This window comes from Desulfitobacterium dichloroeliminans LMG P-21439, assembly GCF_000243135.2.
GTDB lineage: Bacteria > Bacillota > Desulfitobacteriia > Desulfitobacteriales > Desulfitobacteriaceae > Desulfitobacterium > Desulfitobacterium dichloroeliminans.
Genome location: NC_019903.1, coordinates 3,604,806 through 3,624,449 on the forward strand (window position 1 = coordinate 3,604,806; position 19,644 = coordinate 3,624,449).

Consider the following 19,644-nt stretch of genomic DNA (forward strand, 5'->3'; position numbering starts at 1 on the left):
CTGATCATGTTGCTTTTACGAGAACTTGAAATTGTGCTATGACTTCAGGATGCAGCTTAGCCTGCACATTAAAGGTGCCGAGAGCCTTAATCGGTTCTTTAATCTCTAATTTACGACGATCCACTTCAATTTTGTACTTTGCCTTTAAGGCTTCGGCGACTTCTTTATTGGTAACTGAACCAAAAAGTCGTCCGCCTTCTCCGCTCTTCGTCTGTACTTCTACAGTTATAGAATTCAGCTTTGCCGCAAGCGCTTGCGCATCTTCTTTTTCTTTTTCCTTTTTCTTATCTTCATTCGCCTTTTTCGAAGCGAGATCACTAAGGTTGCCCGAGGTCGCTTCAACTGCTAAGCCTTTAGGGAAAAGAAAATTCCTAGCGTATCCATCAGAAACTTCAAAGACCTGACCTTTCTTTCCTAATGCTTTGACATCTTGATTCAATATAACTTTCATGCCAAATCCTCCATTCTGCACTCAATTGCTTTCTTGCCAGTGGCGCTATTCTTTTTTCTTAGGGGTAGATCTCCGGCGAAAATCAAACACCAAATCCAGCAATCCCATGATAATCAATACGGGAGCCGTCACTTGAATATAGAGAAAACTCGCGAAGAGCAAAATGAACTTAACAAAGACGGATAACATTGGTTTTTTCAGGAAGGAGACAAAGATAGCACTTCCTAAAATGAGAGCGACAACTCCATAGACTAGCATCAAATTAAGACCAATATGTTTAACGGTTAACCATTGCAATAGATCCCCCACGAGGTAACTCGCTATAGCTAGGTTCATCCCCCATACTGCATACCAAGGCAAGCGCCATTCGGTAAAGGGTTGATAAGCTCGCTCGGGGAAAGGAAACCAGCGCACAAAGAAATAATAAACTGCCCCCCATTTGGCGAGTGACGTAAGGGCGACAAGGCCCGGAGTCAACGTAATCATTGTATTAGCGATCTGCTCAAATAAGGTCAGAAGTTCTCTCTCTGTTACTCCTTGAGATTTGAGATTCTCCAACATTCCGGCTTGGGTATATTGATCCATAAGACTTTGAACCAAAACTTGAACGCTGTCTTGAGCTACACCCTGTAACAACATACCTAGTGTCGGAATTATTCCAGTAACACCGGCTGCTACTAAGCTCCAAAAAACAACAGCACGATGAGTAATGGGAGCTCTCATACCCCAAATCGTCACTAATCCCGCCCAAGGAACAAAGCTAAACGAGGTGTAAGAGGGAAATCCGTTAAGGAGCACTGCAAGTCCATATCCTGAAAACAAAAAAATCGTCCCAAAGCGCAAGCCATGTTCTCGATCACTTCTTCCCACCCATAAAAGTGCTAGTAGCAAGAGGATATCCAACGTCCAACCCCAAGCCTGCTTCGATACCCCCAGCCAAGGTCCGGCTACTAAAACGAGAATAGCTAACATATTGGTGGTTTTTTGGTCACTGATGTACATTCTGATGCTCCAATCTATTACTGGACTAGTATGGACTTGACTAACCTTCAGTGGTCTCACTGAAGGTTAGGGTTAGTCTTGTTCAATCTTCTGGGGCTAAATAGCTTAACAATAATCCGAGGTCACCCCATTGGGTTTCTAATTTATGGTGGTCGTTTTCTTTCCATTCCTCTAACCGCTGCAACAGGGTGCGGTCCAGACGTGAATAATCAAATCCCATGCGGCGCGTTAATAAATAGCTTAAAGCTACAAGATCCGCTAAGCCCTGTAGCATTTCACCTTCCGAGCCATGTATGGACCCTTCCTGAAACTCCCACTGTGCTTTTAACATCTCTACCTTAAGCTCTTCAATAGCCTTTAGCCCTTTGATAACATCGACTTCAACCACGGGGGCCCCTCCCGTCATATTTATAATACCTTGATCATCTCTATACTAAAAAATGTTCGCTAATCCAACATCAATCTCCTGCAAGAGTGCAAAAAAGGGGAGCCATGCTCCCCCTTCTTTAATCTACGATATAAGGCAATAACGCAATGTGGCGTGCTCTTTTAATCGCAACAGTCACTTGACGTTGATGCTTTGCACAGTTGCCAGAAATACGGCGAGGCAAAATCTTGCCGCGTTCCGTAATATATTTGCGAACTTTATGAGTCTCTTTATAATCGATGGACTCTACTTTATCAACACAGAAGCTACATACACGTTTCCTTGGTCTGCGTCCGCGCTCACGCTTCATTCAATTCACACCCTTCCCGTTTTAGAAGGTATTTCCTTCGGAGTTTTTTTGTTTAAAATGGGATATCGTCATCTAAGCTTACTTCATGACCATATGTCCCAACATCACTGGAACCTGAGGATGATCCATGTCCGGAATTTCCGTCTTTAGGGCTGAGGAATCGTACATTTTCAGCAACAATCTCATAAACCCAACGACGCTGTCCATCTTGACCATCATAGGTACGAACCTGCAACCGCCCGTCGACAGCTGCTAATTTCCCTTTGGAAAGATAATTCGCACACAGCTCAGCCAGCTGTCTATATACCACACATGGAATAAAATCCGCTTCCCGTTCCCCGCTAGCATTCTTGAAGTTGCGATCAACAGCAAGTGTAAAGCTGGCTACAGCAACCCCATTCGGGGTATAACGTAACTCGGGGTCTTTCGTTAAACGGCCTATTAAAACGACGCGATTCAACATAGTAACCCCTCCCTACTAATCTTCTTTCTTTGTGGTCAAGAAACGCACAACGGTATCGGAGATCTTCATGATCCGCTCAACCTCTTGTGCTGTACGAGCTTCGCCATTAAAGTTCATCAGGACGTAAAAACCTTCCCGATAATCATTAATCTCGTAAGCTAGGCGGCGTTTGCCCCATTTGTCAACAGCGACATCTGCTCCACCGTTATTGGTTACAACTTCGGAGAACTTGTCCACTGCTGCGGCAACAGCCTCATCATCCAAATCTGGACGGATGACATAAAGTACTTCGTACGCTTTCATAATTGCACCTCCCCTCGGACTTGCGGCCCCCACGACAGGGGCAGGGATACATAGTCTAGCAAGACTATTTATTAAAGACTACCAATTTAAGATTATAGCACGTATTGAAAAGGTATGCAAACGGAAAATTCTTAACGGAAAATATTATTAGACGTTAAAACGGAAATGAACAATATCCCCATCATTCATCACATATTCTTTGCCTTCTAAACGAACCAAACCCTTTTCTTTTGCCCCGCTCAGGCCCCCGTGTTCGACAAAGTCTTTGTAAGCAACCACTTCAGCGCGGATAAAACCCCGTTCGAAATCAGTATGAATAACCCCGGCAGCTTGAGGTGCTTTGGTACCTTGGCGAATTTCCCAAGCCCTTACTTCGATCTGTCCGGCAGTAAAATACGTCATGAGCCCCAGTAAGTGGAAAGCCGCTCGAATCAGACGATCCAAACCCGAGTCCACAAGACCTAGATCTTCAAGAAAGGCCTTTTTTTCTTCTTCTTCTAGTTCTGAAATCTCAGCCTCGATCTTCGCGCAAACCACAACCACTTCGGAATTTTCAAATGCTGCAATCTCTCGAACCTTCTGGACATATGCATTATCATCCGGGTGGGCAATGTCCTCTTCACTAACATTAGCCGCGTAGAGAACTGGCTTCATACTCAAGAGAGGGAAAGATTTTAAGAGTTCCAGCTCCTCGTCACTGAAGTCTAAACTTCTCGCAGCCTGACCCTCATCCAAGACCTCTTTTAAGCGATTAAGAAGGGCAACCTCAAGCTGAGCCTTCTTCTCTCCTGATTTTAAAAGTTTTGCAGAACGTTCTAGGCGTTTCTCGACACTCTCTAAATCCGCGAGAACTAATTCCAGCTGGATGGTGTCGATGTCTCTTTTGGGGTCCACACTACCTTCGACATGAACTACATTGCTATCCTCAAAGCAACGAACCACATGAACAATGGCATCCACTTCTCGAATGTGGGATAAGAACTTATTCCCCAATCCCTCACCCTTGCTGGCTCCCTTGACCAATCCGGCAATATCCACAAATTCCACTGTAGCAGGGACAATTTTATCAGGTTTAACCATTCCCGCAAGAACCTGCATTCGGGAATCGGGTACCTGCACAATTCCTACGTTGGGATCAATCGTACAGAAAGGATAATTGGCGGCCTCTGCACCCGCTTGTGTTATAGCATTAAATAGGGTTGATTTTCCTACATTCGGTAAACCAACAATCCCTGCATGTAATGTCATTTTAAAAAAACCTCCAGCTTATTTCAGGAAATAGTACTTTGGTTATCAATAGTATTAACCTTTAAGATTATATGGGAATCTTGGCCAAACCGCAAGCTTTCCCTTCTTACAACTCCGCTGAATCCGTTTTTTGCAGAATCTCCTTCAACTGTCGTTCAAGCTTGACTCGAGGAATCCAAGCCTGATGTTGGCAGCCCAAGCACTGAATACGAAAATCCATGCCGGTTCGCATAACCTTCCAATCATGGCTCCCACAGGGATGAGGCTTGCGCAGGCGGATAGTATCTCCCACTTGCAAAGGAATCATAGAACTTACCCCCTTTACTACTTCTCTTACTCCAATCTCAATGCTCATACATCATCTAATGATAAGGATTTCTCCTCCCGGGTCACTTTATTCGATTACAACTTTAGGAAACATCCTTTTACCTTATAGATTGATGGAGTTCGGATCGGGTAAGCTCGGATTAGGTAAGGTTAGATTTTCAAGGTCTATTGGTAAGCGAAAGCCTTGTTCAAAATTCAAACGAAGGATATCCCCAAGAAAGCTATAGGCCTGTAGCAAATAGGGATGCAAAGTAGAGCCCTCTATAAATCCAATCGTCTCTCCCGCGTTAGCAATAGTAAAGAGCGGAGAGAACAACCCGAAAAAAACTGCAAGACCCAGAAACGTGGCCAGTCCTCCCACTAACAAGCCCCCACCGCCGTTGATGGTACCCGACAAAAAACCTAAGGGAGCTAACAGGAGTGCTGAAATAATCTCTATGACAAGGATTACCCCAAAATACACCAAGCCAAAGGCGATAATTTTCATTGCGTTATCCGAAAGGGCTTGGGCAAAATTTTGAGTAATGGACTGCAAAGCACTATCCGTATATAGCTCTACATCTGGAAGGTTCGATCCTCCTAAAACGCTCCTGAACTCCTCCGGGAAAATCGATAAAAACTTTTCAACGGTCTGCTCCTCAACTTGTGCTGCTTTGGACTCCACGTTCGGAAGTATTCGCTTGTAAATCGCAGCTTCTAGCCATCCCCTTAAAGGAAGATTCTGATCCAACCACTGCAACAGAATCCGATAGTTTTGCGCAGCAAGAATTAAGGCGACCAGATTTCCACCCAAACTAATGAACCCGGAAATGAGACCCTTGCGATACCCTTGAATTGCCCCAATAAGGACAATTGCGAGAATGAGAATATCGAAGCTATTCATGATTCTCCTCCTAAAACCTTGGTTCCCTCTATTATACTTCATGCGCCCTAAAAGAATAAACAAAACTTGGTCGATGTCGAGTCATAGACGATGCCACCTACTAAGTTGCGTAACAGTATCTTCCGATAAGCTTCAAACAAGATAGGAAAGAAAAAAGCACCCCGAGGGTGCTAACTTGCTATCAGCTACTATACTCCATGGTTGCACAATTATGCTGCTAATGGCTTAACTCATATCCCTTGGCAATGAGGCTAGCTTTAACTTCATCCACCCGATCTCCACTGAGACGAGCAAGAATCTGTACACGGTTATCTCTAAGATGATAAACAGCTAAGCTGGTGATATTGACATCATGTTCTTGCATAGTAGACGCCAAATCTACCATCACACCCACTTCATCCTTAGTCTCAATGACGAAGCGATGTCCGGGGCTTCTAAATCCCATAATATCCAAGAACGTATCAAAAATATCTGACTCGGTAACGATTCCTACTAATTTACCGTTCTCAATAACCGGCAAGGCTCCAATCCCGTTTTCCCTCATTAAAAGGGCCGCATCCTCTATTTTTGTATCTGGAGTACAGGTGATTACCTTTTTAACGGCTACCTCTCGAATGGGGGTTTTCCCCACCAGATAATTGAGTTCAAAAATACTGAGTGTTGTCGCCGGGGAGGGAGAGACCTCACGAAGATCTCCATCCGTAACAATACCGACCAGTCTTCCTTTTTCTACGACAGGCAAACGGTTAATTTTTTGCTCTCTCATAAGAGCCATGGTATCCGCAATATTATCCTCCGGGCTGACTGTGAATACACGAGATGTCATAAATTGCTTTACATACATGAAAATCACCTCTTCCTAACACTCTAGTCCTGCTATGAGTATTCGACTTTCACCCTTGAACTTCCTCTAAACCAAGTGAGGGAGCCCTTTAGATTTGTATCGTTACTATTCACCATTATAATTCCTATTACGTTTTATTTCTACGAAAAAAGCCCTTAATTCTCGAAGGGGACCACGTCGCTTGGCGTTGTACAGTTTTTAGATTCTTAGCGGGAATAGGATTAAGTGGGTCGATCTCTACAGCCCTTTGATAATAGCGAATGGCTTGCTCCAACTCTCCATCCTGTCGAGCAATGTTGCCTAAGTTATTCCAAGCATGTGTACAGTGCTCATCCAACTCGATGGCATTCATAAAACAAGCTTTGGCACGTGTAAAGTCATGAAATTTACCATAAACTACGCCTAACTTATTATGTCCCATCGCATCCTCCGGACATTCATCTAAATAGCGTAGGAAGTCCTCTTCGGCTTCTTGAAGTCGTTCAGCCTCAAGATGGTCTAATCCTTGTTGGAAATAGCTATTGCTCATTGGTTTTTCCCTTTGTTTGCTGTACTTGCTCATCAAGCCAATCCGCCCACTCTTGGAGTCCCTCCCCTGTACGACAAGAAACCTCAAAAATGATTATCTCTGGATTAATCTTCAGGATGTCTTCCCTCATTATTTTGAGATCTGTCTCAACCAAAGGTAATAAATCCATCTTATTTAAGATGGCAACTTTCGAACTGCGGAATATAACCGGATATTTTGAAGGCTTGTCATCCCCCTCCACCACGCTAAGAACAACTACCTTGAAATCTTCCCCCAAATCAAAATCAGCGGGACATACTAAATTCCCAACATTCTCGATGATCATGAGATTCAGTTGATCCCATTGGAACTCCGGCAAAACTCTTTCGACCATTTTAGAATCCAAATGACATCCACCACCGGTATTGATTTGTATCACCGGAATATCATGTTGTGCGATTCGATCTGCGTCCTTGCTTGTAAAAATATCTCCTTCTATGACGGCCACATGATGTTTGTTCTTCAAGTTGGAGAGTGTGCGTTCTAAGAGGGTCGTTTTTCCTGCTCCAGGGGAACCCATAATATTAATAGCTAAGCAATTGTTTTTCTGAAAATGCTTCCGATTGATTTCTGCCTGAATATCGTTATTCTGTAGCAAATTAGCCATCACGGCTATTTCACGTTGCGAGCTCATTCTTCTACCTCCAAACTTTCCAGAAGTAATTCCTCTCCCTCTACGATGTCAATAACCATATGTTGACAGGTGGGGCAAGCAAATAAAAGGCCGCCAACCAGAAATTCATCGCCACAGCCTTTACAGCGGCCCTTAACAGGGATTGACTCAATCTGGAGCTCTGCACCCTCACTGACCGTTCCTTTAGCATACGCCTCAAAGGCCATCTGGAGAGCTTCCGGCTCCGCATTGGTGAGCTTCCCTATTTTCAGCTTCACTAAGGTCACTTTTTTTACATGATGTTGAGCCAAAGTCCTTTCTATGACCTCGAATACTCCCCCCATCAAAGACATCTCGTGCACCTAATCACTCCTTGCCTTCCAGCTATAATTTGTTTCTATCTTATCCCAAATATTGCCCTTGGACAAGTGAGAGATTATGTTTTTCTATACTTCCAAATCAGTACGGGAATAAATATCAAACCCAAATAACCGAATAGGGGATAGACCGTCTTGACGATAAATGAAAATTGCACGCCCGAGAGGGGAATGATAATTAATAAAAGGAATATAATGGAAGTCCTATAATTTATTTTATATTTCTTCTCAATATTGTTGACTAGACTAAAGCCATTACCGATGGCAGCTGTCAACATGGCCAGCCATAGGACAACCACATAGAAGAAGGCCGCCCAAGATCCTAACCTACCTGCTACTGCGACCATGGGAATTTCGTAGCCTCTAACCTCCGGAAACCTTAAAAGGGCCATATAAATAACCAGAGCAAAGACACCCAGTGCCATACCACCGAAAACTGCACCGATGCGTGCTTCTGGCTTTTGTATTTCTTTCCCTAAAGAAGCAAAAACGACCATAGCTAAGGTTAAATTGAATGACACATAAAGGACACCTGAAAATACCCAACTTTGGATCATGGGATTCGATACGATTTCAACATTCACACCCTTGGTTCCTTCAGCAAAGAGAATGGCCAAAAGAGCTATTCCCAGACAAAAAATAAATTTGAGGGGTATTAACATCGTATTAATCCAAAGGATTCCTTCACCCCTAAACCATAGAGCAATAGCAATAACTAGTGCAGTCAGTATTATTCCTACCCAAGAAGAAAGTTCAAAGTACTGTTGAAATACAGCCCCCGCCCCTGACATCATTGCTGTCATCCCTATAAATAAAAGAAGACTAATCAAAATTTCCATGCGAGCTCCCCATTTTTCCCCAAAAAGCCGCGCAAAAAATTCCATATAGGAGGACACCTTCCACCGTCTTTGGAGGTCGATCATCATCCAACCCAAGATTGAGAATAGAGCAGCGCTAATCAAAATACCAAATATTCCTTTACCACCAAAGTTTGCGAAGAATTGCTGAATTTCTTGTCCAGAGGCAAATCCAGCACCCATCACAGCCCCTATATAGGTTGCTGCAACTTGAAAAGCAATTTTTATATGCATGAATACACCCCTCCTGCCTCATGCATATGGTTTCTTCCTTCGTCCCATGCATAAATTCTCTCCTTTAGGGGAAGAATAATGGAGTATATCTTTTTATATTTGCGGGGGGGTAAGTGATGAGCATTCTTTCTGTTTTTACAGAATCTCATAAATTCAAAGCACATTTTGATGATAAGATAGGAACGCAAAAAATGGAGGCTAGGCTTATCGATGTTCTTTACGGGGAACGCCATCGTCCATTAGTTATCCTCTGCATCGGTACTGACCGTTCTACCGGGGATGCCCTTGGTCCACTTACCGGGACCTATCTCAGTCGATTGGGACTACCTAAGCTTACTGTCCTAGGTACTTTAGAACAGCCAGTGCATGCCACTAACCTAAACGAGAATATTCAATACATCCAGAGTACCTATCATAACCCTTTTATTGTTGCTATTGATGCTTGCCTTGGAAAGATGGACTCTGTTGGTAATATTACTTTAGCTAACGGACCGCTTAAGCCAGGGGCAGGGGTCCATAAAGAGCTCCCTGCAGTCGGTGAGGTCCACTTAACCGGCATTGTTAATGTTGGAGGTTTTATGGAGTACATGGTTTTACAAAACACACGTCTCGGGTTAGTTTGGAAGATGTCCGAGGCTCTTAGCGATCTGTTGGCTAATGCCTATATTAAGACGAGAGTTTCTTAATCTCAAGTAGCACCTTCCTCTCTTTGTACCGTTGTTAAAATGAGATGAGGAGACGATTGCCTACTTTTACAGTAGTAATCGTCTCCTCATATTTTGATTATATCGACTTTGTACAAACTTGGCACTCATATTTTTTCTTGTTATGCCCTATTATTATATTTCTATTTGTGTTTATACTAATTACTTATTCTAATACTATTCTCTTCTTATACTTTTAGCGTATCTTTGGTTTTATTTATGGCTTGTCGCTCTTCTTCAGAAAGATGGTACGTTGATTCACCTTGAACAATGGGTTTGGCATAGACTCTGGATTCATCACGATTGTTGATCGAAGATATAACAACGCCACTCCCTTCTTGATTGAGGAGCGCCAAGGAAAAGCTCAAATCGCTACCCATATTTTCAAAGGCACTAAAGCGGACCAATTCAGCTCGATCTGTAGCTATCCGAAGTTTCCTTTCTGTTCTTTCTACCCTCTCCCGAATTTGCTTTATGTCTGTTCTATTTTCCTTTACCTCTTCGCGATACGTTTTTAGCTCTTGATCTAAGGAGCTACCATCGACGAAGGTTTGTAAGGAAAGGTATGCATTCTGAAACTTTCTCATCTTACTATTCAACATAAAAATCAATATAAACTCGATGATGCATAGAAACCCCACAACAGCTATAGCCCAGTAGGATAGCGGCATAATTTGTTCTAAGTTCATAGTCTCCCCCTCAATCAAATCAGTATCAAATTATTCTACATCACTTGTGCGAAAAACATAGTCAAAGGAATAGCGACAAATATTCCTGGTAATAGATTGCCCACTTTAATTTCTTTAATTTCAAGTAAGTTTACCCCTATACCAACAATCAGCAATCCACCCGTTGCACTCATTTCGGCTATAACCGGTTCGGAGAGAACTCCTTGGAGAAGCGTCGCAGACACCGTTATTCCCCCTTGGTATAGAAAAACAGGTATCGCAGATACCAGTACCCCTATCCCCATGGATGATGCTAACACTATAGATGAAATCCCGTCCAGCATGGATTTAGCATAGAGAATATCATGCACTCCCTTGAGACCGCTTTCTAAAGCACCCATGATGGCCATCGCCCCTACGCAAAACATGAGGCTTGAGGAAACAAACCCTTTAGTAAAATTACCTCCATTCCCGCCTTTGGAGAATTTACCTTCAAGCCACATTCCAAGGTGCTGCAGCCTGAGTTCAATATCTATCCATTCTCCGATGATTCCACCCATGACTAAACTTGCAATAACCACTAAGGGATTTTGGGTTTCTAAAGCCATGCTCATGCCGATAAGTATTACTGCTAAACCAATCCCTTGGGTTACTGTCCTCTTAATCTTCTCCGGCAAAGCCTTCCCAAAGAGAATTCCCACTATAGAACCAAAAATAATTGCTAATGAGTTCACAATAGTTCCGAGCACAATCTATCACCCTTACTGCTTTCTTCCGCAATGTTCCATGTGGAACATTTTTATTTTCTATAGCTCTAGCAGCTTACCGCAACCACTAGTCCCTGTATATATTTTACATTTGTCATTAATTTGTACTCTGACTCCGATATCTTTAAGAATATCATGATGTAAAACGTATTTAGAATCCCATACTGAGCGCTATTATCACTATTTTCGTCTGCAGAGCAGAAAACAGCATTAAGCTTGATATAACAAATGTTCCACGTGGAACATCTCAGCAAAATAGAAACAATATTAGGATTATAGCCTAAGGTCGTATAAAATTCAATCATTGAACTTCAAGGGTATCTATTCAAGCATTTTGCTCCATTGGATTCCGAAGATACAATTTCAATTTTCAAACACGACTTTGCCAGTGTTACGAGGTCACTGCCTCCCCACATATGGAAACTACCGAAGCCCTATTAATCTTGATAATAAACAAAACTTGGCTGGCGCCAAGTTCTCGGGCGACGACTGCCGCCCTAGTTGCGTTATACTACCGACTTTGAATAAGCATATTCTTTCTGATGCGCATAATAAAATGTTCCACGTGGAACATTCTTAATCAACTCGAATGTCCCACATCTCTAATAGTCGATTAAACTCTTCCTCAGAAAAGTACTCAATCTCGATTTTTCCTCGCTCTGGCTTTCCCTTCAATTTAACTTTAGTCTGAAATGATGATCTCAATTTATCTTCAATCTGATTAAAAATAGGCGGGACTTTCTTTGGTGCTTTAGGCGCCTCCAATTGATCTGTATACTTTAGGATTAAGTTTTCCAATTCCCGAACTGGTAAGCTGTCTTTCGCTGCTTTTTGTCCCAATAAAACTTGGAGCGATGTATCTTTGAGTCCTAATAACACTTTTGCATGGCCAAGACTTAATTTATTCTCTTGAATTAATCTGAGGAGTGGCTCTGGTAATTGGATGACACGGAGCAGATTTGCGATGGTCGGTCGTCCTTTTCCTACACGTCCAGCCACTTGCTCTTGGGTTAATCCATATTCATGAATAAGTCGAGCATAGGCCATTCCTTCTTCCACGGGGGAAAGATCAGATCGCTGAATGTTTTCAATTAAGGCCTTTTCTGCAAGTTCCTGTTCGCTTCCCGATTGAATAAGGCAAGGGATTTTTATAAGACCGGCTAGCTTCGCAGCACGAAAGCGCCTTTCACCAGCGATGATGATATACTCATCATCCTTAGCTTGAACCAGAATTGGTTGGAGTAAGCCATGTACCTTTAAGGAAGCAGCCAGCTCTTCCAAGCTCTCTTGGTCAAAACCTTTGCGCGGCTGTTCTGGATTCGGCTTAATCTTTTCTAGTCCAATTTCTCTGATAGAGCTTTCATCTTCCATGGGCTCTGCGCCTATTAATGCTTCTAAGCCACGTCCTAAAGCCTTTTTAGACACGTTCTAATACCTCCTCAGCCAAATCTCTGTAAACCTCGGCTCCTCGGGATCGTGAATCATAAAGAACAATAGGTTTTCCATGACTAGGCGCTTCTCCTAAACGGACATTCCTAGGAACAATAGTCGAAAAAACTTTCTGTTTAAAATACTTCTTTACTTCATCAACGACCTGAATACCAAGATTTGTACGTGCGTCAAACATAGTAAGTAATGCACCTAAAATGTTCAGATTCGGATTGAGGTTGCGCTTCACTCGGTGGATCGTATCCATAAGCAAAGTTAAGCCTTCAAGGGCATAATACTCGCATTGAACTGGAATAAGTACATCTGTAGATGCGGTCAAGGCATTTAGGGTAAGAAGTCCTAAGGAAGGAGGACAGTCAATAATAATAAAATCATATTCATCTTTTACTTTTGCTAAAGCAGAAACAAGCTTTCCCTCTCTTTTTTCAAGACCGACCAGCTCAATCTCGGCACCTGCCAACTCAATTCTAGCGGGAGCAATCAATAAACCAGGTATTTCTGTTTTCATGATAATCTTCTCTAAAGGGACTTCATTAATTAGAACATCATAAATACTTTTCTCTAGCTTATTTTTATTTATTCCACACCCACTCGAGGCATTTCCTTGAGGATCTAGATCGAGAAGCAAAACCCGTTTGCCATGTTCAACAAGACAGGCGCTCAAATTAACAGCTGTTGTTGTTTTGGCAACTCCACCTTTTTGATTTGCAATTGCAATTATTCTAGCCATAAAGTGACCTCCCTTCTCAATAAAATAAGCTACCTTATATCTAAGTGTGTTTAACCAAGATTATTACCGTTTAAACACTTCCTGTTAATAGTATCAAAACATCCTTAATAAAACTAGACACTTTGAGTCGAAAAGACAACGAAAAGAATAATAAAATAAAAAAGCGTCCCAAAAGGACGCATAGCTAAAATCATATCAATGGCTTTTTTGCAGGAGTGCCCGCTTTCCTAGGGTAGGCTTCTGGTGTCGGTGATATCTTCTCAATAACAACTACGGCCCGGTGCTCAGCTTCCTCACCCAAGCTAAATCGTCTTATCTCTTTAATTTCTGCTCCTAATATCTCCGCAGCTTTCTTGGCTTCGATTACCTCTTCGTCCACCTGTGATCCCTTGGCTGCCAAGAAAACCCCACCTGTTCTCAGTAGTGGTATTGCATATTCGAGCAATACAGGTAGGCGAGCAACCGCTCGCGAGGTCACACAATCAAAGGTCTCTCGATAGAGAGGATTACGAGCAAAGTCCTCGGCACGTGAATGGATCGTCTCAACCTCTTGTATATTTAACTCATTTAGCACGACATTCAGGAATTCAAGTCGTTTGGCCAGTGAATCAACAAGATATACCTTGAGCTGAGGTAACATGATTTTGATGGGCAGTCCTGGGAATCCGGCCCCGGTTCCAATATCTGCCATTTTATTGCCAGCTACTAAGGGTATCAAAGAAAGGGAATCTACAAAATGCTTGAGAATAATCTCTTCGGGATTCGTAATACTTGTTAAGTTGACTTTCTTATTCCACTCTACTAAACGATCTGCATAAACCGAGAACTGCTCTAGTTGATTGTCTGACAAGTGAAGATTCAACATTTCCATGGATAGTCGGCGGAGAAGATCTTTGTGCTCAGGTTGCATGAACTTGTCCTCCTCTGCGGCGCTGTTCCAAATAAACAAGCATAACCGAGATATCTGCCGGCGTGACTCCGGTAATTCGCGATGCTTGACCCATATTGGTGGGGGATACTTCCTTAAGTCGTTGTCTTCCTTCAGTGGATAAACCCTTTATTTGATCATAAACAATTTCCTCGGGGATTAATCGTTCTTCCATCTTCGCTAATCGTTCAATTTCCAATAGTTGTTTCTCTATATATCCTGTGTATTTAATCTCGATACCTGCCTCTAGTAGTGCCTCTTCCTCATACTCCGCTAATTGGGGTAGAAGTTGCTTCATCTCGTTGATTGTAATTTCCGGTCTCCTCATCAGTTCTTCAGCAGTTATACCACCATGAACCGGCGCAGAACCAGCTGCTTCTAAGGTCTCAATTAACTGTTCATTAAGAGGTGAAAAAGTTGTTTCTCTCCATAAGGCATGTATCTCACGAATCGAATCCTTCTTCTTCTGAAAGTTCTCCCAACGCTCGTCATTAACAAGCCCGATTTCTCTTCCCCGTGGTGTTAACCGAAGATCCGCGTTATCTTGGCGAAGAATCAATCGATATTCGGCCCGTGAAGTGAGAAGGCGATAAGGTTCTTTCACCCCTTTATTGACTAAGTCATCAATCAACACACCCAAATAGCCTTCTGAACGTCGCACAATAAAGGGATCTTTACCTTTGACTTGTAAAGCTGCATTGATTCCAGCCAGTAAGCCTTGGGCAGCAGCTTCTTCATAGCCCGAAGTACCATTCAGTTGACCTGCGGTAAACAAACCCGGAAGCTTGCGTACTTCCAAACTCAGAGAAAGTTGATGCGGTTTAACGTAATCATACTCAATGGCATATCCTGGCCGAAGCAACATCGCCTTCTCTAATCCCGGTATACTATGCAATATCTCATACTGAACTTCCTCAGGCATACTGGTGGATAAACCAGCGATATAAAGCTCATCACTATCCCAACCTTCAGGCTCAAGAAAAATCTGATGTGATGAACGATCAGCAAATCGCACTACCTTATCTTCGATGGAAGGGCAATAACGGGGTCCAATCCCTTCGATCTTTCCAGAATAAAGAGGAGCCCGATGAAGATTCTTTTGAATGATTTCGTGAGTCTCCGGAGTTGTATAGCCCAACCAACAGGGGATTTGTTTCTCCGTATCCCTTTGCCAATACACACTTTGAGTCGGCAGAAAAGAGTATCGCCAGGGGGTGCTATCACCGGGCTGAACAGTAAATTTAGAGAAATCAACAAATCGTTTGTTGATCCGTGGCGGTGTGCCGGTTTTAAATCGTCCCAGCTCCAGTCCAAGCTTAGTTAAATCCCCGGAAAGACTTTGTGCCGTTTCCTGTCCGTTAGGTCCGCCTTCATACATGGCATCCCCAATAATTATCCGCCCACGTAAATAAGTACCGCTAGTCAATATAATTGTCTGTGCTTCAAAAAAAGCTCCCGTCCGCGTTACGACACCGCAAACTCGGCCTTGGTCAGTTTTAATTTGCTCTACCATAGCCTGTAGCAGAGTTAAATTTTCTTGTTCCATAATTACATTTTGCATATGAAGGTGGTATGCTTGCTTATCTGATTGAATCCGCAAAGCATGCACAGCGGGTCCTTTCCCTGTATTCAACATTCTCGCCTGAATAGAGGTCTCGTCAGCTGTTATAGCCATTTGTCCACCTAAAGCATCGATTTCCTTAACGAGATGTCCTTTTGCGGGCCCCCCCAAAGATGGATTACAGGGCATATGAGCAATCGTGTCTATACTTAAGGTAATCAGCAATGTTTGGCAACCCATTCGTGCGGAGGCCAAAGCCGCCTCACAACCGGCATGTCCAGCCCCAACCACAATAACATCATATTTTCCAGCAAAGTACTCCACTGTTTCTCCTACTTTCCTATACAAAATCTTGAGAAGATATCATCAAGCAAGGATTCCTGAATAGTATCGCCCGTTATTTGCGATATTTCTTGCAACGCTTGACGAATATCAATGGAAACTATATCCCAGGGCAACCCCTTCTGCACGGATTCCTGACCACTTGCCAGGGCACAAGTCGCCCTCTCTAAAGCAGAGATTTGACGGATATTCGAAAGTAAAGGCTCCTTAGCCCTTTCCTCCTTACCCTCATACACCCGCCTTTTGATTTCCGTTTCTAATTCACTAAATCCTATCCTTTCTTTAACTGAAAAGGGAATCCAGACACCGAGGCGGGGACCAGTCGGCAACGCTTCCTCAGGATGATTAACACCTTCGAGAAGATCCGATTTATTAATCAGTACGATCGTATTCTTAGCATATTGGTTCAGTATTTCAAGCTCTTCTGTTGTGAGCTCTTGTCCTGCCTGAACCAAGAGTAGAATAAGGTCTGCTCTTTCCATGGCCTTCCAAGAGCGCTCAATACCGAGTTTTTCAACTACGTCATTGCTTTCCCTGATTCCGGCAGTATCAACTAACTGTAAGACGATACCACCCACATTTACTGATTCGCGAATTTCATCCCGGGTCGTTCCGGGGACATCGGTAACAATCGCTCTATCCTCACCCATAAGAGCATTCAATAAGCTGGACTTTCCGACATTGGGCTGTCCGACAATGACCGTTATCAAACCTTCTCTCAGAATTCGCCCTGTTCTGCTGCCATTGAGCAAATCTTGAGCATGCAGAAGTCCATGCTCAATTCGCTGCAGGAGCGCGTTACGATCCAGACTTTCTACACCATCCTCAGGAAAATCGATACCCGCTTCAATGAAAGCGAGGGTCTCTAAGACATGTTCGCGAAGAGCTGCAATTTTCTCTGAAAGATGCCCACTTAGCTGATTCAGTGCGAGATCTGCGGAAATATCAGTTTTTGATCCAATCAAGTCAACAATAGCTTCAGCTTGAATCAAATCGAGTTTACCATTAAGAAAAGCACGTTTAGAATATTCTCCAGCTTCCGCTAAACGTGCGCCTCTGCGAAGACATTCTTCCACAATCCGTTCGGCCACAAATAAGCCACCATGGCAATTAATTTCGTAAACATCTTCTCCAGTATAGGAGCTAGGAGCTAACATCCTGCCAATAAGGACTTCATCGAGGATTTTATCTCCCCCATAGAAATGGCCGATATGCAAGGTATAGTTTTTATTCTCTTGCCAACGTCCCCTATGACGAGGAACAAAAGTACTATCTATTATCTCTTGGGACTGAGGGCCACTCATTCTTATAATATGGATACTTCCCTCACCTAACGCTGTTGCCAATGCAATAATCGTATCATCCATGGGATTCGCTCCACTTCGTCTAATTTTGTAGGTATTGTCTAGATCATGAAAGACCTTTTAAAAAAGAAAAAGAGGGGTTACCCTCACCCCTCAGAAAATCTCTTTGGACCGTTTTAAAGAAATGACTACTTTACGATTGGGCTCTTCACCTTCACTAAAAGTCGAGATGTGAGTTTCTTCTTGTAATGCCGTATGAATAATCCTTCTTTCATGAGGATTCATAGGTTCTAGAACCACTCGTGTCCCTGTACGCTTTACTTTATCAGAAAGTCGTTTCGCCAACCGAACTAAAGTCTCTTCACGCCGTTGACGATACCCTTCCACATCCACGATAATCCGCACTTTCTCAGAAAGCTGTTTAGAAACAGCAAGATTGGTTAAGTATTGGAGAGCTTCTAAAGTATCCCCACGTCGGCCAATCAATATGCCGAGCTCTTCTCCTGTAATGTTAACGAGCCAATGCTGACCCATCTGTGAACAATTAAATTCAGCGTTAACTCCCATAGAGTGGCATACATCCTTAAGAAAGACACTGGCAATTTCACCTGGCGAATCTTCATATGAAACGCGCACTTTTGCTGGGGTTGTCCCCAGTAAACCGAAGAGTCCCTTTTTTGTAGGTTCCTCTAAAACTTCAATCTTTACTCGATCCCGCTCCACCCCTAATTCAGCAAGACATGCACTGATGGCCTCATCGACAGTTTTACCTGTTTTCTCAGCAAATCTCATGGATACCCTCCCTCTGTCAAGCAAACTCACTTAGGTTGCCACAAGGCTTATGATGCAGCAGCATCCAATTTTTCTTTGTCAAGTCTGCGATTGATATAAAGTTGTTGAAGTATCGAAACAATATTCATTGTTAAGAAGTACAACGCTAGTCCAGCAGGAACAGTCCAACTGATATAGGCCATAAAAAATGGCATAAAATAGAGCATCATTTTTTGTGTCGATTGAGTCGCGTCAGGTTTACCACCTTTATCGGCTTTCATGGCCGGACTGGTCATGGTAGTAAGCTTTGTTTGCAAGAAGGTCGTAGCGCCAGCCAAGAGTGCAAAAACTATATTTCCAGTCGCTGTGATATCAAATCCTAAGAACATTGCCTGGTTTGGATCCGAAATGTAGTTGCTAAAACTAAAAAGAGTTCGATATAATGCCCAGAAGATTGGCAATTGCACAACCAAAGGAAGGCATCCCCCTGCCGGATTTACATTATTCTCTTTATACAAAGCCATCGTTTCTTGATTCAGTTTCTCTGGCTTTCCTTTATACTTCTTTTGTAGTTCTTGAAGCTTAGGCTGAATCTCGACAGTTTTCCTCATGGATTTCATTTGCTTCCAAGTCAAAGGAAAGATTACAGTTTTAATTATGATTGTTAGAAGTATAATAGCTAAACCATAACTAGCAACCCCAACCAAGTCAGTTAGATTATATAACCACTTCAATAACAAAGTCATCCATTCAACAAAAGTACTCACATGAACCCTCCTTATACCGGATCGTAACCGCCAGGGTGAAAGGGATGGCATTTAGAAATTCTCACAAGAGATTTCCAGCTTCCTTTTATAACCCCGTATTTCTGTAGAGCCTGAATAGAATATTCTGAGCAGGTAGGATAAAAGCGGCAAGATGGCCGTTTTAAAGGAGAAATAAATCGTTGATAAAACCGAATTAATCCAACCAAAATAGCTTTCATACTAATACCATCCTGTGGAACAATTAGTTTAGATCCACACCCTTAATAGCTTTTGCTCTATATAAGCTTTTTACAAGACTATTTTCTACTTCTGAATAGGAAACTCCTTTAATAGAAGAACGAGCAATACAAATAATTTGAGTATTTTCATTAATCTCTAGAAGATGGCGCCGAATGACTTCTCTCATCAAACGCTTGGCCCGATTACGAACCACAGCATTACCGACTTTTTTAGAGGCAATGAATCCGAACCTAGAGGGACCCTCTGCCACATAAACGACAACATACTTTCCAGAGAAACTTTTTCTTTGTGCAAAAACCTTTTTAAAAAGAGATTTTTGACGCAATCTAAGATTTCTCTGTAACATGGCTCCTCCGTAATCACAATTGTCGTAGCTTTTACCTAATCTTACTTAGTTTTCCTCACTCTACCTAAGAATAAACCTACTTTATAAAAAAGATAAAATAAAAGAATCCAAAGTATAAAGAATTTAAAAAGTTATTCTTTCCAATAGCATGAAAAAGGCC

Annotated in this window: 26 protein-coding genes; 1 reads left to right on the top strand and 25 read right to left on the bottom strand. The window is 42.6% G+C overall.

Going from position 1 to position 19,644, the window contains the following annotated elements; all coding sequences use genetic code 11:
• Positions 1-4: 4 nt before the first annotated feature.
• The 14 genes from rplI to DESDI_RS17095 all read right to left on the bottom strand — a co-directional run bounded on the left by rplI (position 5) and on the right by DESDI_RS17095 (position 8,907).
• A complete protein-coding gene (gene rplI / locus DESDI_RS17030) occupies positions 5-451 on the bottom strand; it encodes a 50S ribosomal protein L9 (protein WP_015263847.1) in 447 nt (148 codons plus the stop codon).
• 45 nt (positions 452-496) lie between these two features.
• The gene (locus tag DESDI_RS17035; RefSeq protein WP_015263848.1) at positions 497-1,453 is read right to left on the bottom strand and encodes a DUF2232 domain-containing protein; all 957 of its coding nucleotides are present in this window, start codon (positions 1,451-1,453) and stop codon (positions 497-499) included.
• Positions 1,454-1,535: 82 nt separating this feature from the next.
• Entirely contained in the window at positions 1,536-1,859 is a 324-nt protein-coding gene (locus DESDI_RS17040) for a MazG-like family protein (RefSeq protein WP_041219575.1), read from the bottom strand.
• Between the two features lie 100 nt (positions 1,860-1,959).
• Positions 1,960-2,190, bottom strand: coding sequence for a 30S ribosomal protein S18 (rpsR, locus tag DESDI_RS17045; protein WP_015263850.1), 231 nt, complete (start codon positions 2,188-2,190; stop codon positions 1,960-1,962).
• Between the two features lie 52 nt (positions 2,191-2,242).
• Complete coding sequence (locus tag DESDI_RS17050) at positions 2,243-2,653, bottom strand: single-stranded DNA-binding protein (protein WP_015263851.1); 411 nt, start codon at positions 2,651-2,653, stop codon at positions 2,243-2,245.
• Between the two features lie 15 nt (positions 2,654-2,668).
• Positions 2,669-2,956 carry a 30S ribosomal protein S6 gene (gene rpsF / locus DESDI_RS17055; RefSeq protein ID WP_015263852.1) on the bottom strand — a complete coding sequence of 96 codons (288 nt, stop codon included), beginning with the start codon at positions 2,954-2,956 and terminating at the stop codon, positions 2,669-2,671.
• Between the two features lie 147 nt (positions 2,957-3,103).
• Positions 3,104-4,204: a redox-regulated ATPase YchF gene (ychF, locus tag DESDI_RS17060; RefSeq protein WP_015263853.1), complete on the bottom strand. Its 1,101-nt coding sequence runs from the start codon at positions 4,202-4,204 to the stop codon at positions 3,104-3,106.
• 106 nt (positions 4,205-4,310) lie between these two features.
• On the bottom strand, positions 4,311-4,511 hold the full coding sequence (locus tag DESDI_RS17065) for a DUF951 domain-containing protein (protein ID WP_015263854.1): 201 nt from the start codon (positions 4,509-4,511) through the stop codon (positions 4,311-4,313).
• A gap of 123 nt (positions 4,512-4,634) precedes the next feature.
• Positions 4,635-5,414: a CvpA family protein gene (locus tag DESDI_RS17070; protein WP_015263855.1), complete on the bottom strand. Its 780-nt coding sequence runs from the start codon at positions 5,412-5,414 to the stop codon at positions 4,635-4,637.
• 217 nt (positions 5,415-5,631) lie between these two features.
• Positions 5,632-6,258 carry a CBS and ACT domain-containing protein gene (locus DESDI_RS17075; RefSeq protein ID WP_015263856.1) on the bottom strand — a complete coding sequence of 209 codons (627 nt, stop codon included), beginning with the start codon at positions 6,256-6,258 and terminating at the stop codon, positions 5,632-5,634.
• Positions 6,259-6,385: 127 nt separating this feature from the next.
• Positions 6,386-6,787: a tetratricopeptide repeat protein gene (locus DESDI_RS17080; RefSeq protein ID WP_041219577.1), complete on the bottom strand. Its 402-nt coding sequence runs from the start codon at positions 6,785-6,787 to the stop codon at positions 6,386-6,388.
• Entirely contained in the window at positions 6,777-7,460 is a 684-nt protein-coding gene (hypB, locus tag DESDI_RS17085; RefSeq protein ID WP_015263858.1) for a hydrogenase nickel incorporation protein HypB, read from the bottom strand. Before hypB ends, DESDI_RS17080 begins: the two co-directional genes overlap by 11 nt.
• On the bottom strand, positions 7,457-7,801 hold the full coding sequence (gene hypA / locus DESDI_RS17090) for a hydrogenase maturation nickel metallochaperone HypA (protein WP_015263859.1): 345 nt from the start codon (positions 7,799-7,801) through the stop codon (positions 7,457-7,459). Before hypA ends, hypB begins: the two co-directional genes overlap by 4 nt.
• A 74-nt stretch (positions 7,802-7,875) precedes the next feature.
• Entirely contained in the window at positions 7,876-8,907 is a 1,032-nt protein-coding gene (locus DESDI_RS17095; protein WP_015263860.1) for a YkvI family membrane protein, read from the bottom strand.
• A 116-nt stretch (positions 8,908-9,023) separates the two neighbouring features.
• Between DESDI_RS17095 and yyaC the strand changes: the two genes are divergently transcribed.
• A complete protein-coding gene (gene yyaC / locus DESDI_RS17100; protein WP_015263861.1) occupies positions 9,024-9,593 on the top strand; it encodes a spore protease YyaC in 570 nt (189 codons plus the stop codon).
• A gap of 206 nt (positions 9,594-9,799) precedes the next feature.
• Here yyaC and DESDI_RS17105 read toward each other — a convergent pair whose 3' ends face one another.
• The 11 genes from DESDI_RS17105 to rnpA all read right to left on the bottom strand — a co-directional run bounded on the left by DESDI_RS17105 (position 9,800) and on the right by rnpA (position 19,484).
• Positions 9,800-10,300 (bottom strand): DUF4446 family protein, encoded by a 501-nt coding sequence (locus DESDI_RS17105; protein WP_015263862.1) that lies wholly within the window; start codon positions 10,298-10,300, stop codon positions 9,800-9,802.
• A gap of 35 nt (positions 10,301-10,335) precedes the next feature.
• On the bottom strand, positions 10,336-11,028 hold the full coding sequence (locus tag DESDI_RS17110) for a DUF554 domain-containing protein (RefSeq protein ID WP_015263863.1): 693 nt from the start codon (positions 11,026-11,028) through the stop codon (positions 10,336-10,338).
• 594 nt (positions 11,029-11,622) lie between these two features.
• On the bottom strand, positions 11,623-12,471 hold the full coding sequence (locus DESDI_RS17115; protein ID WP_015263864.1) for a ParB/RepB/Spo0J family partition protein: 849 nt from the start codon (positions 12,469-12,471) through the stop codon (positions 11,623-11,625).
• Positions 12,464-13,225 carry a ParA family protein gene (locus DESDI_RS17120; RefSeq protein ID WP_015263865.1) on the bottom strand — a complete coding sequence of 254 codons (762 nt, stop codon included), beginning with the start codon at positions 13,223-13,225 and terminating at the stop codon, positions 12,464-12,466. Before DESDI_RS17120 ends, DESDI_RS17115 begins: the two co-directional genes overlap by 8 nt.
• Before the next feature lie 190 nt (positions 13,226-13,415).
• The gene (gene rsmG, locus DESDI_RS17125) at positions 13,416-14,135 is read right to left on the bottom strand and encodes a 16S rRNA (guanine(527)-N(7))-methyltransferase RsmG (RefSeq protein ID WP_015263866.1); all 720 of its coding nucleotides are present in this window, start codon (positions 14,133-14,135) and stop codon (positions 13,416-13,418) included.
• Complete coding sequence (gene mnmG / locus DESDI_RS17130) at positions 14,125-16,038, bottom strand: tRNA uridine-5-carboxymethylaminomethyl(34) synthesis enzyme MnmG (protein ID WP_015263867.1); 1,914 nt, start codon at positions 16,036-16,038, stop codon at positions 14,125-14,127. The genes rsmG and mnmG overlap by 11 nt, the downstream gene beginning before the upstream one ends.
• Before the next feature lie 8 nt (positions 16,039-16,046).
• Positions 16,047-17,423 carry a tRNA uridine-5-carboxymethylaminomethyl(34) synthesis GTPase MnmE gene (gene mnmE, locus DESDI_RS17135; protein WP_015263868.1) on the bottom strand — a complete coding sequence of 459 codons (1,377 nt, stop codon included), beginning with the start codon at positions 17,421-17,423 and terminating at the stop codon, positions 16,047-16,049.
• A gap of 90 nt (positions 17,424-17,513) precedes the next feature.
• Entirely contained in the window at positions 17,514-18,152 is a 639-nt protein-coding gene (jag, locus tag DESDI_RS17140; RefSeq protein WP_015263869.1) for an RNA-binding cell elongation regulator Jag/EloR, read from the bottom strand.
• Between the two features lie 47 nt (positions 18,153-18,199).
• On the bottom strand, positions 18,200-18,898 hold the full coding sequence (locus DESDI_RS17145) for a YidC/Oxa1 family membrane protein insertase (protein ID WP_015263870.1): 699 nt from the start codon (positions 18,896-18,898) through the stop codon (positions 18,200-18,202).
• Between the two features lie 11 nt (positions 18,899-18,909).
• Positions 18,910-19,116, bottom strand: coding sequence for a membrane protein insertion efficiency factor YidD (gene yidD, locus DESDI_RS17730; RefSeq protein ID WP_015263871.1), 207 nt, complete (start codon positions 19,114-19,116; stop codon positions 18,910-18,912).
• Positions 19,117-19,139: 23 nt separating this feature from the next.
• Positions 19,140-19,484 carry a ribonuclease P protein component gene (gene rnpA / locus DESDI_RS17150; protein ID WP_015263872.1) on the bottom strand — a complete coding sequence of 115 codons (345 nt, stop codon included), beginning with the start codon at positions 19,482-19,484 and terminating at the stop codon, positions 19,140-19,142.
• Positions 19,485-19,644: the final 160 nt, after the last annotated feature.

Bases quoted from the DNA above. Each gene is read 5' to 3' on its own strand.
- rplI (WP_015263847.1), bottom strand. From the start codon at position 451: ATGAAAGTTATATTGAATCAAGATGTCAAAGCATTAGGAAAGAAAGGT.
- DESDI_RS17035 (WP_015263848.1), bottom strand. From the start codon at position 1,453: ATGTACATCAGTGACCAAAAAACCACCAATATGTTAGCTATTCTCGTT.
- DESDI_RS17040 (WP_041219575.1), bottom strand. From the start codon at position 1,859: ATGACGGGAGGGGCCCCCGTGGTTGAAGTCGATGTTATCAAAGGGCTA.
- rpsR (WP_015263850.1), bottom strand. From the start codon at position 2,190: ATGAAGCGTGAGCGCGGACGCAGACCAAGGAAACGTGTATGTAGCTTC.
- DESDI_RS17050 (WP_015263851.1), bottom strand. From the start codon at position 2,653: ATGTTGAATCGCGTCGTTTTAATAGGCCGTTTAACGAAAGACCCCGAG.
- rpsF (WP_015263852.1), bottom strand. From the start codon at position 2,956: ATGAAAGCGTACGAAGTACTTTATGTCATCCGTCCAGATTTGGATGAT.
- ychF (WP_015263853.1), bottom strand. From the start codon at position 4,204: ATGACATTACATGCAGGGATTGTTGGTTTACCGAATGTAGGAAAATCA.
- DESDI_RS17065 (WP_015263854.1), bottom strand. From the start codon at position 4,511: ATGATTCCTTTGCAAGTGGGAGATACTATCCGCCTGCGCAAGCCTCAT.
- DESDI_RS17070 (WP_015263855.1), bottom strand. From the start codon at position 5,414: ATGAATAGCTTCGATATTCTCATTCTCGCAATTGTCCTTATTGGGGCA.
- DESDI_RS17075 (WP_015263856.1), bottom strand. From the start codon at position 6,258: ATGTATGTAAAGCAATTTATGACATCTCGTGTATTCACAGTCAGCCCG.
- DESDI_RS17080 (WP_041219577.1), bottom strand. From the start codon at position 6,787: ATGAGCAATAGCTATTTCCAACAAGGATTAGACCATCTTGAGGCTGAA.
- hypB (WP_015263858.1), bottom strand. From the start codon at position 7,460: ATGAGCTCGCAACGTGAAATAGCCGTGATGGCTAATTTGCTACAGAAT.
- DESDI_RS17095 (WP_015263860.1), bottom strand. From the start codon at position 8,907: ATGCATATAAAAATTGCTTTTCAAGTTGCAGCAACCTATATAGGGGCT.
- yyaC (WP_015263861.1), top strand. From the start codon at position 9,024: ATGAGCATTCTTTCTGTTTTTACAGAATCTCATAAATTCAAAGCACAT.
- DESDI_RS17105 (WP_015263862.1), bottom strand. From the start codon at position 10,300: ATGAACTTAGAACAAATTATGCCGCTATCCTACTGGGCTATAGCTGTT.
- DESDI_RS17120 (WP_015263865.1), bottom strand. From the start codon at position 13,225: ATGGCTAGAATAATTGCAATTGCAAATCAAAAAGGTGGAGTTGCCAAA.
- rsmG (WP_015263866.1), bottom strand. From the start codon at position 14,135: ATGCAACCTGAGCACAAAGATCTTCTCCGCCGACTATCCATGGAAATG.
- mnmE (WP_015263868.1), bottom strand. From the start codon at position 17,423: ATGGATGATACGATTATTGCATTGGCAACAGCGTTAGGTGAGGGAAGT.
- jag (WP_015263869.1), bottom strand. From the start codon at position 18,152: ATGAGATTTGCTGAGAAAACAGGTAAAACTGTCGATGAGGCCATCAGT.
- yidD (WP_015263871.1), bottom strand. From the start codon at position 19,116: ATGAAAGCTATTTTGGTTGGATTAATTCGGTTTTATCAACGATTTATT.
- rnpA (WP_015263872.1), bottom strand. From the start codon at position 19,484: ATGTTACAGAGAAATCTTAGATTGCGTCAAAAATCTCTTTTTAAAAAG.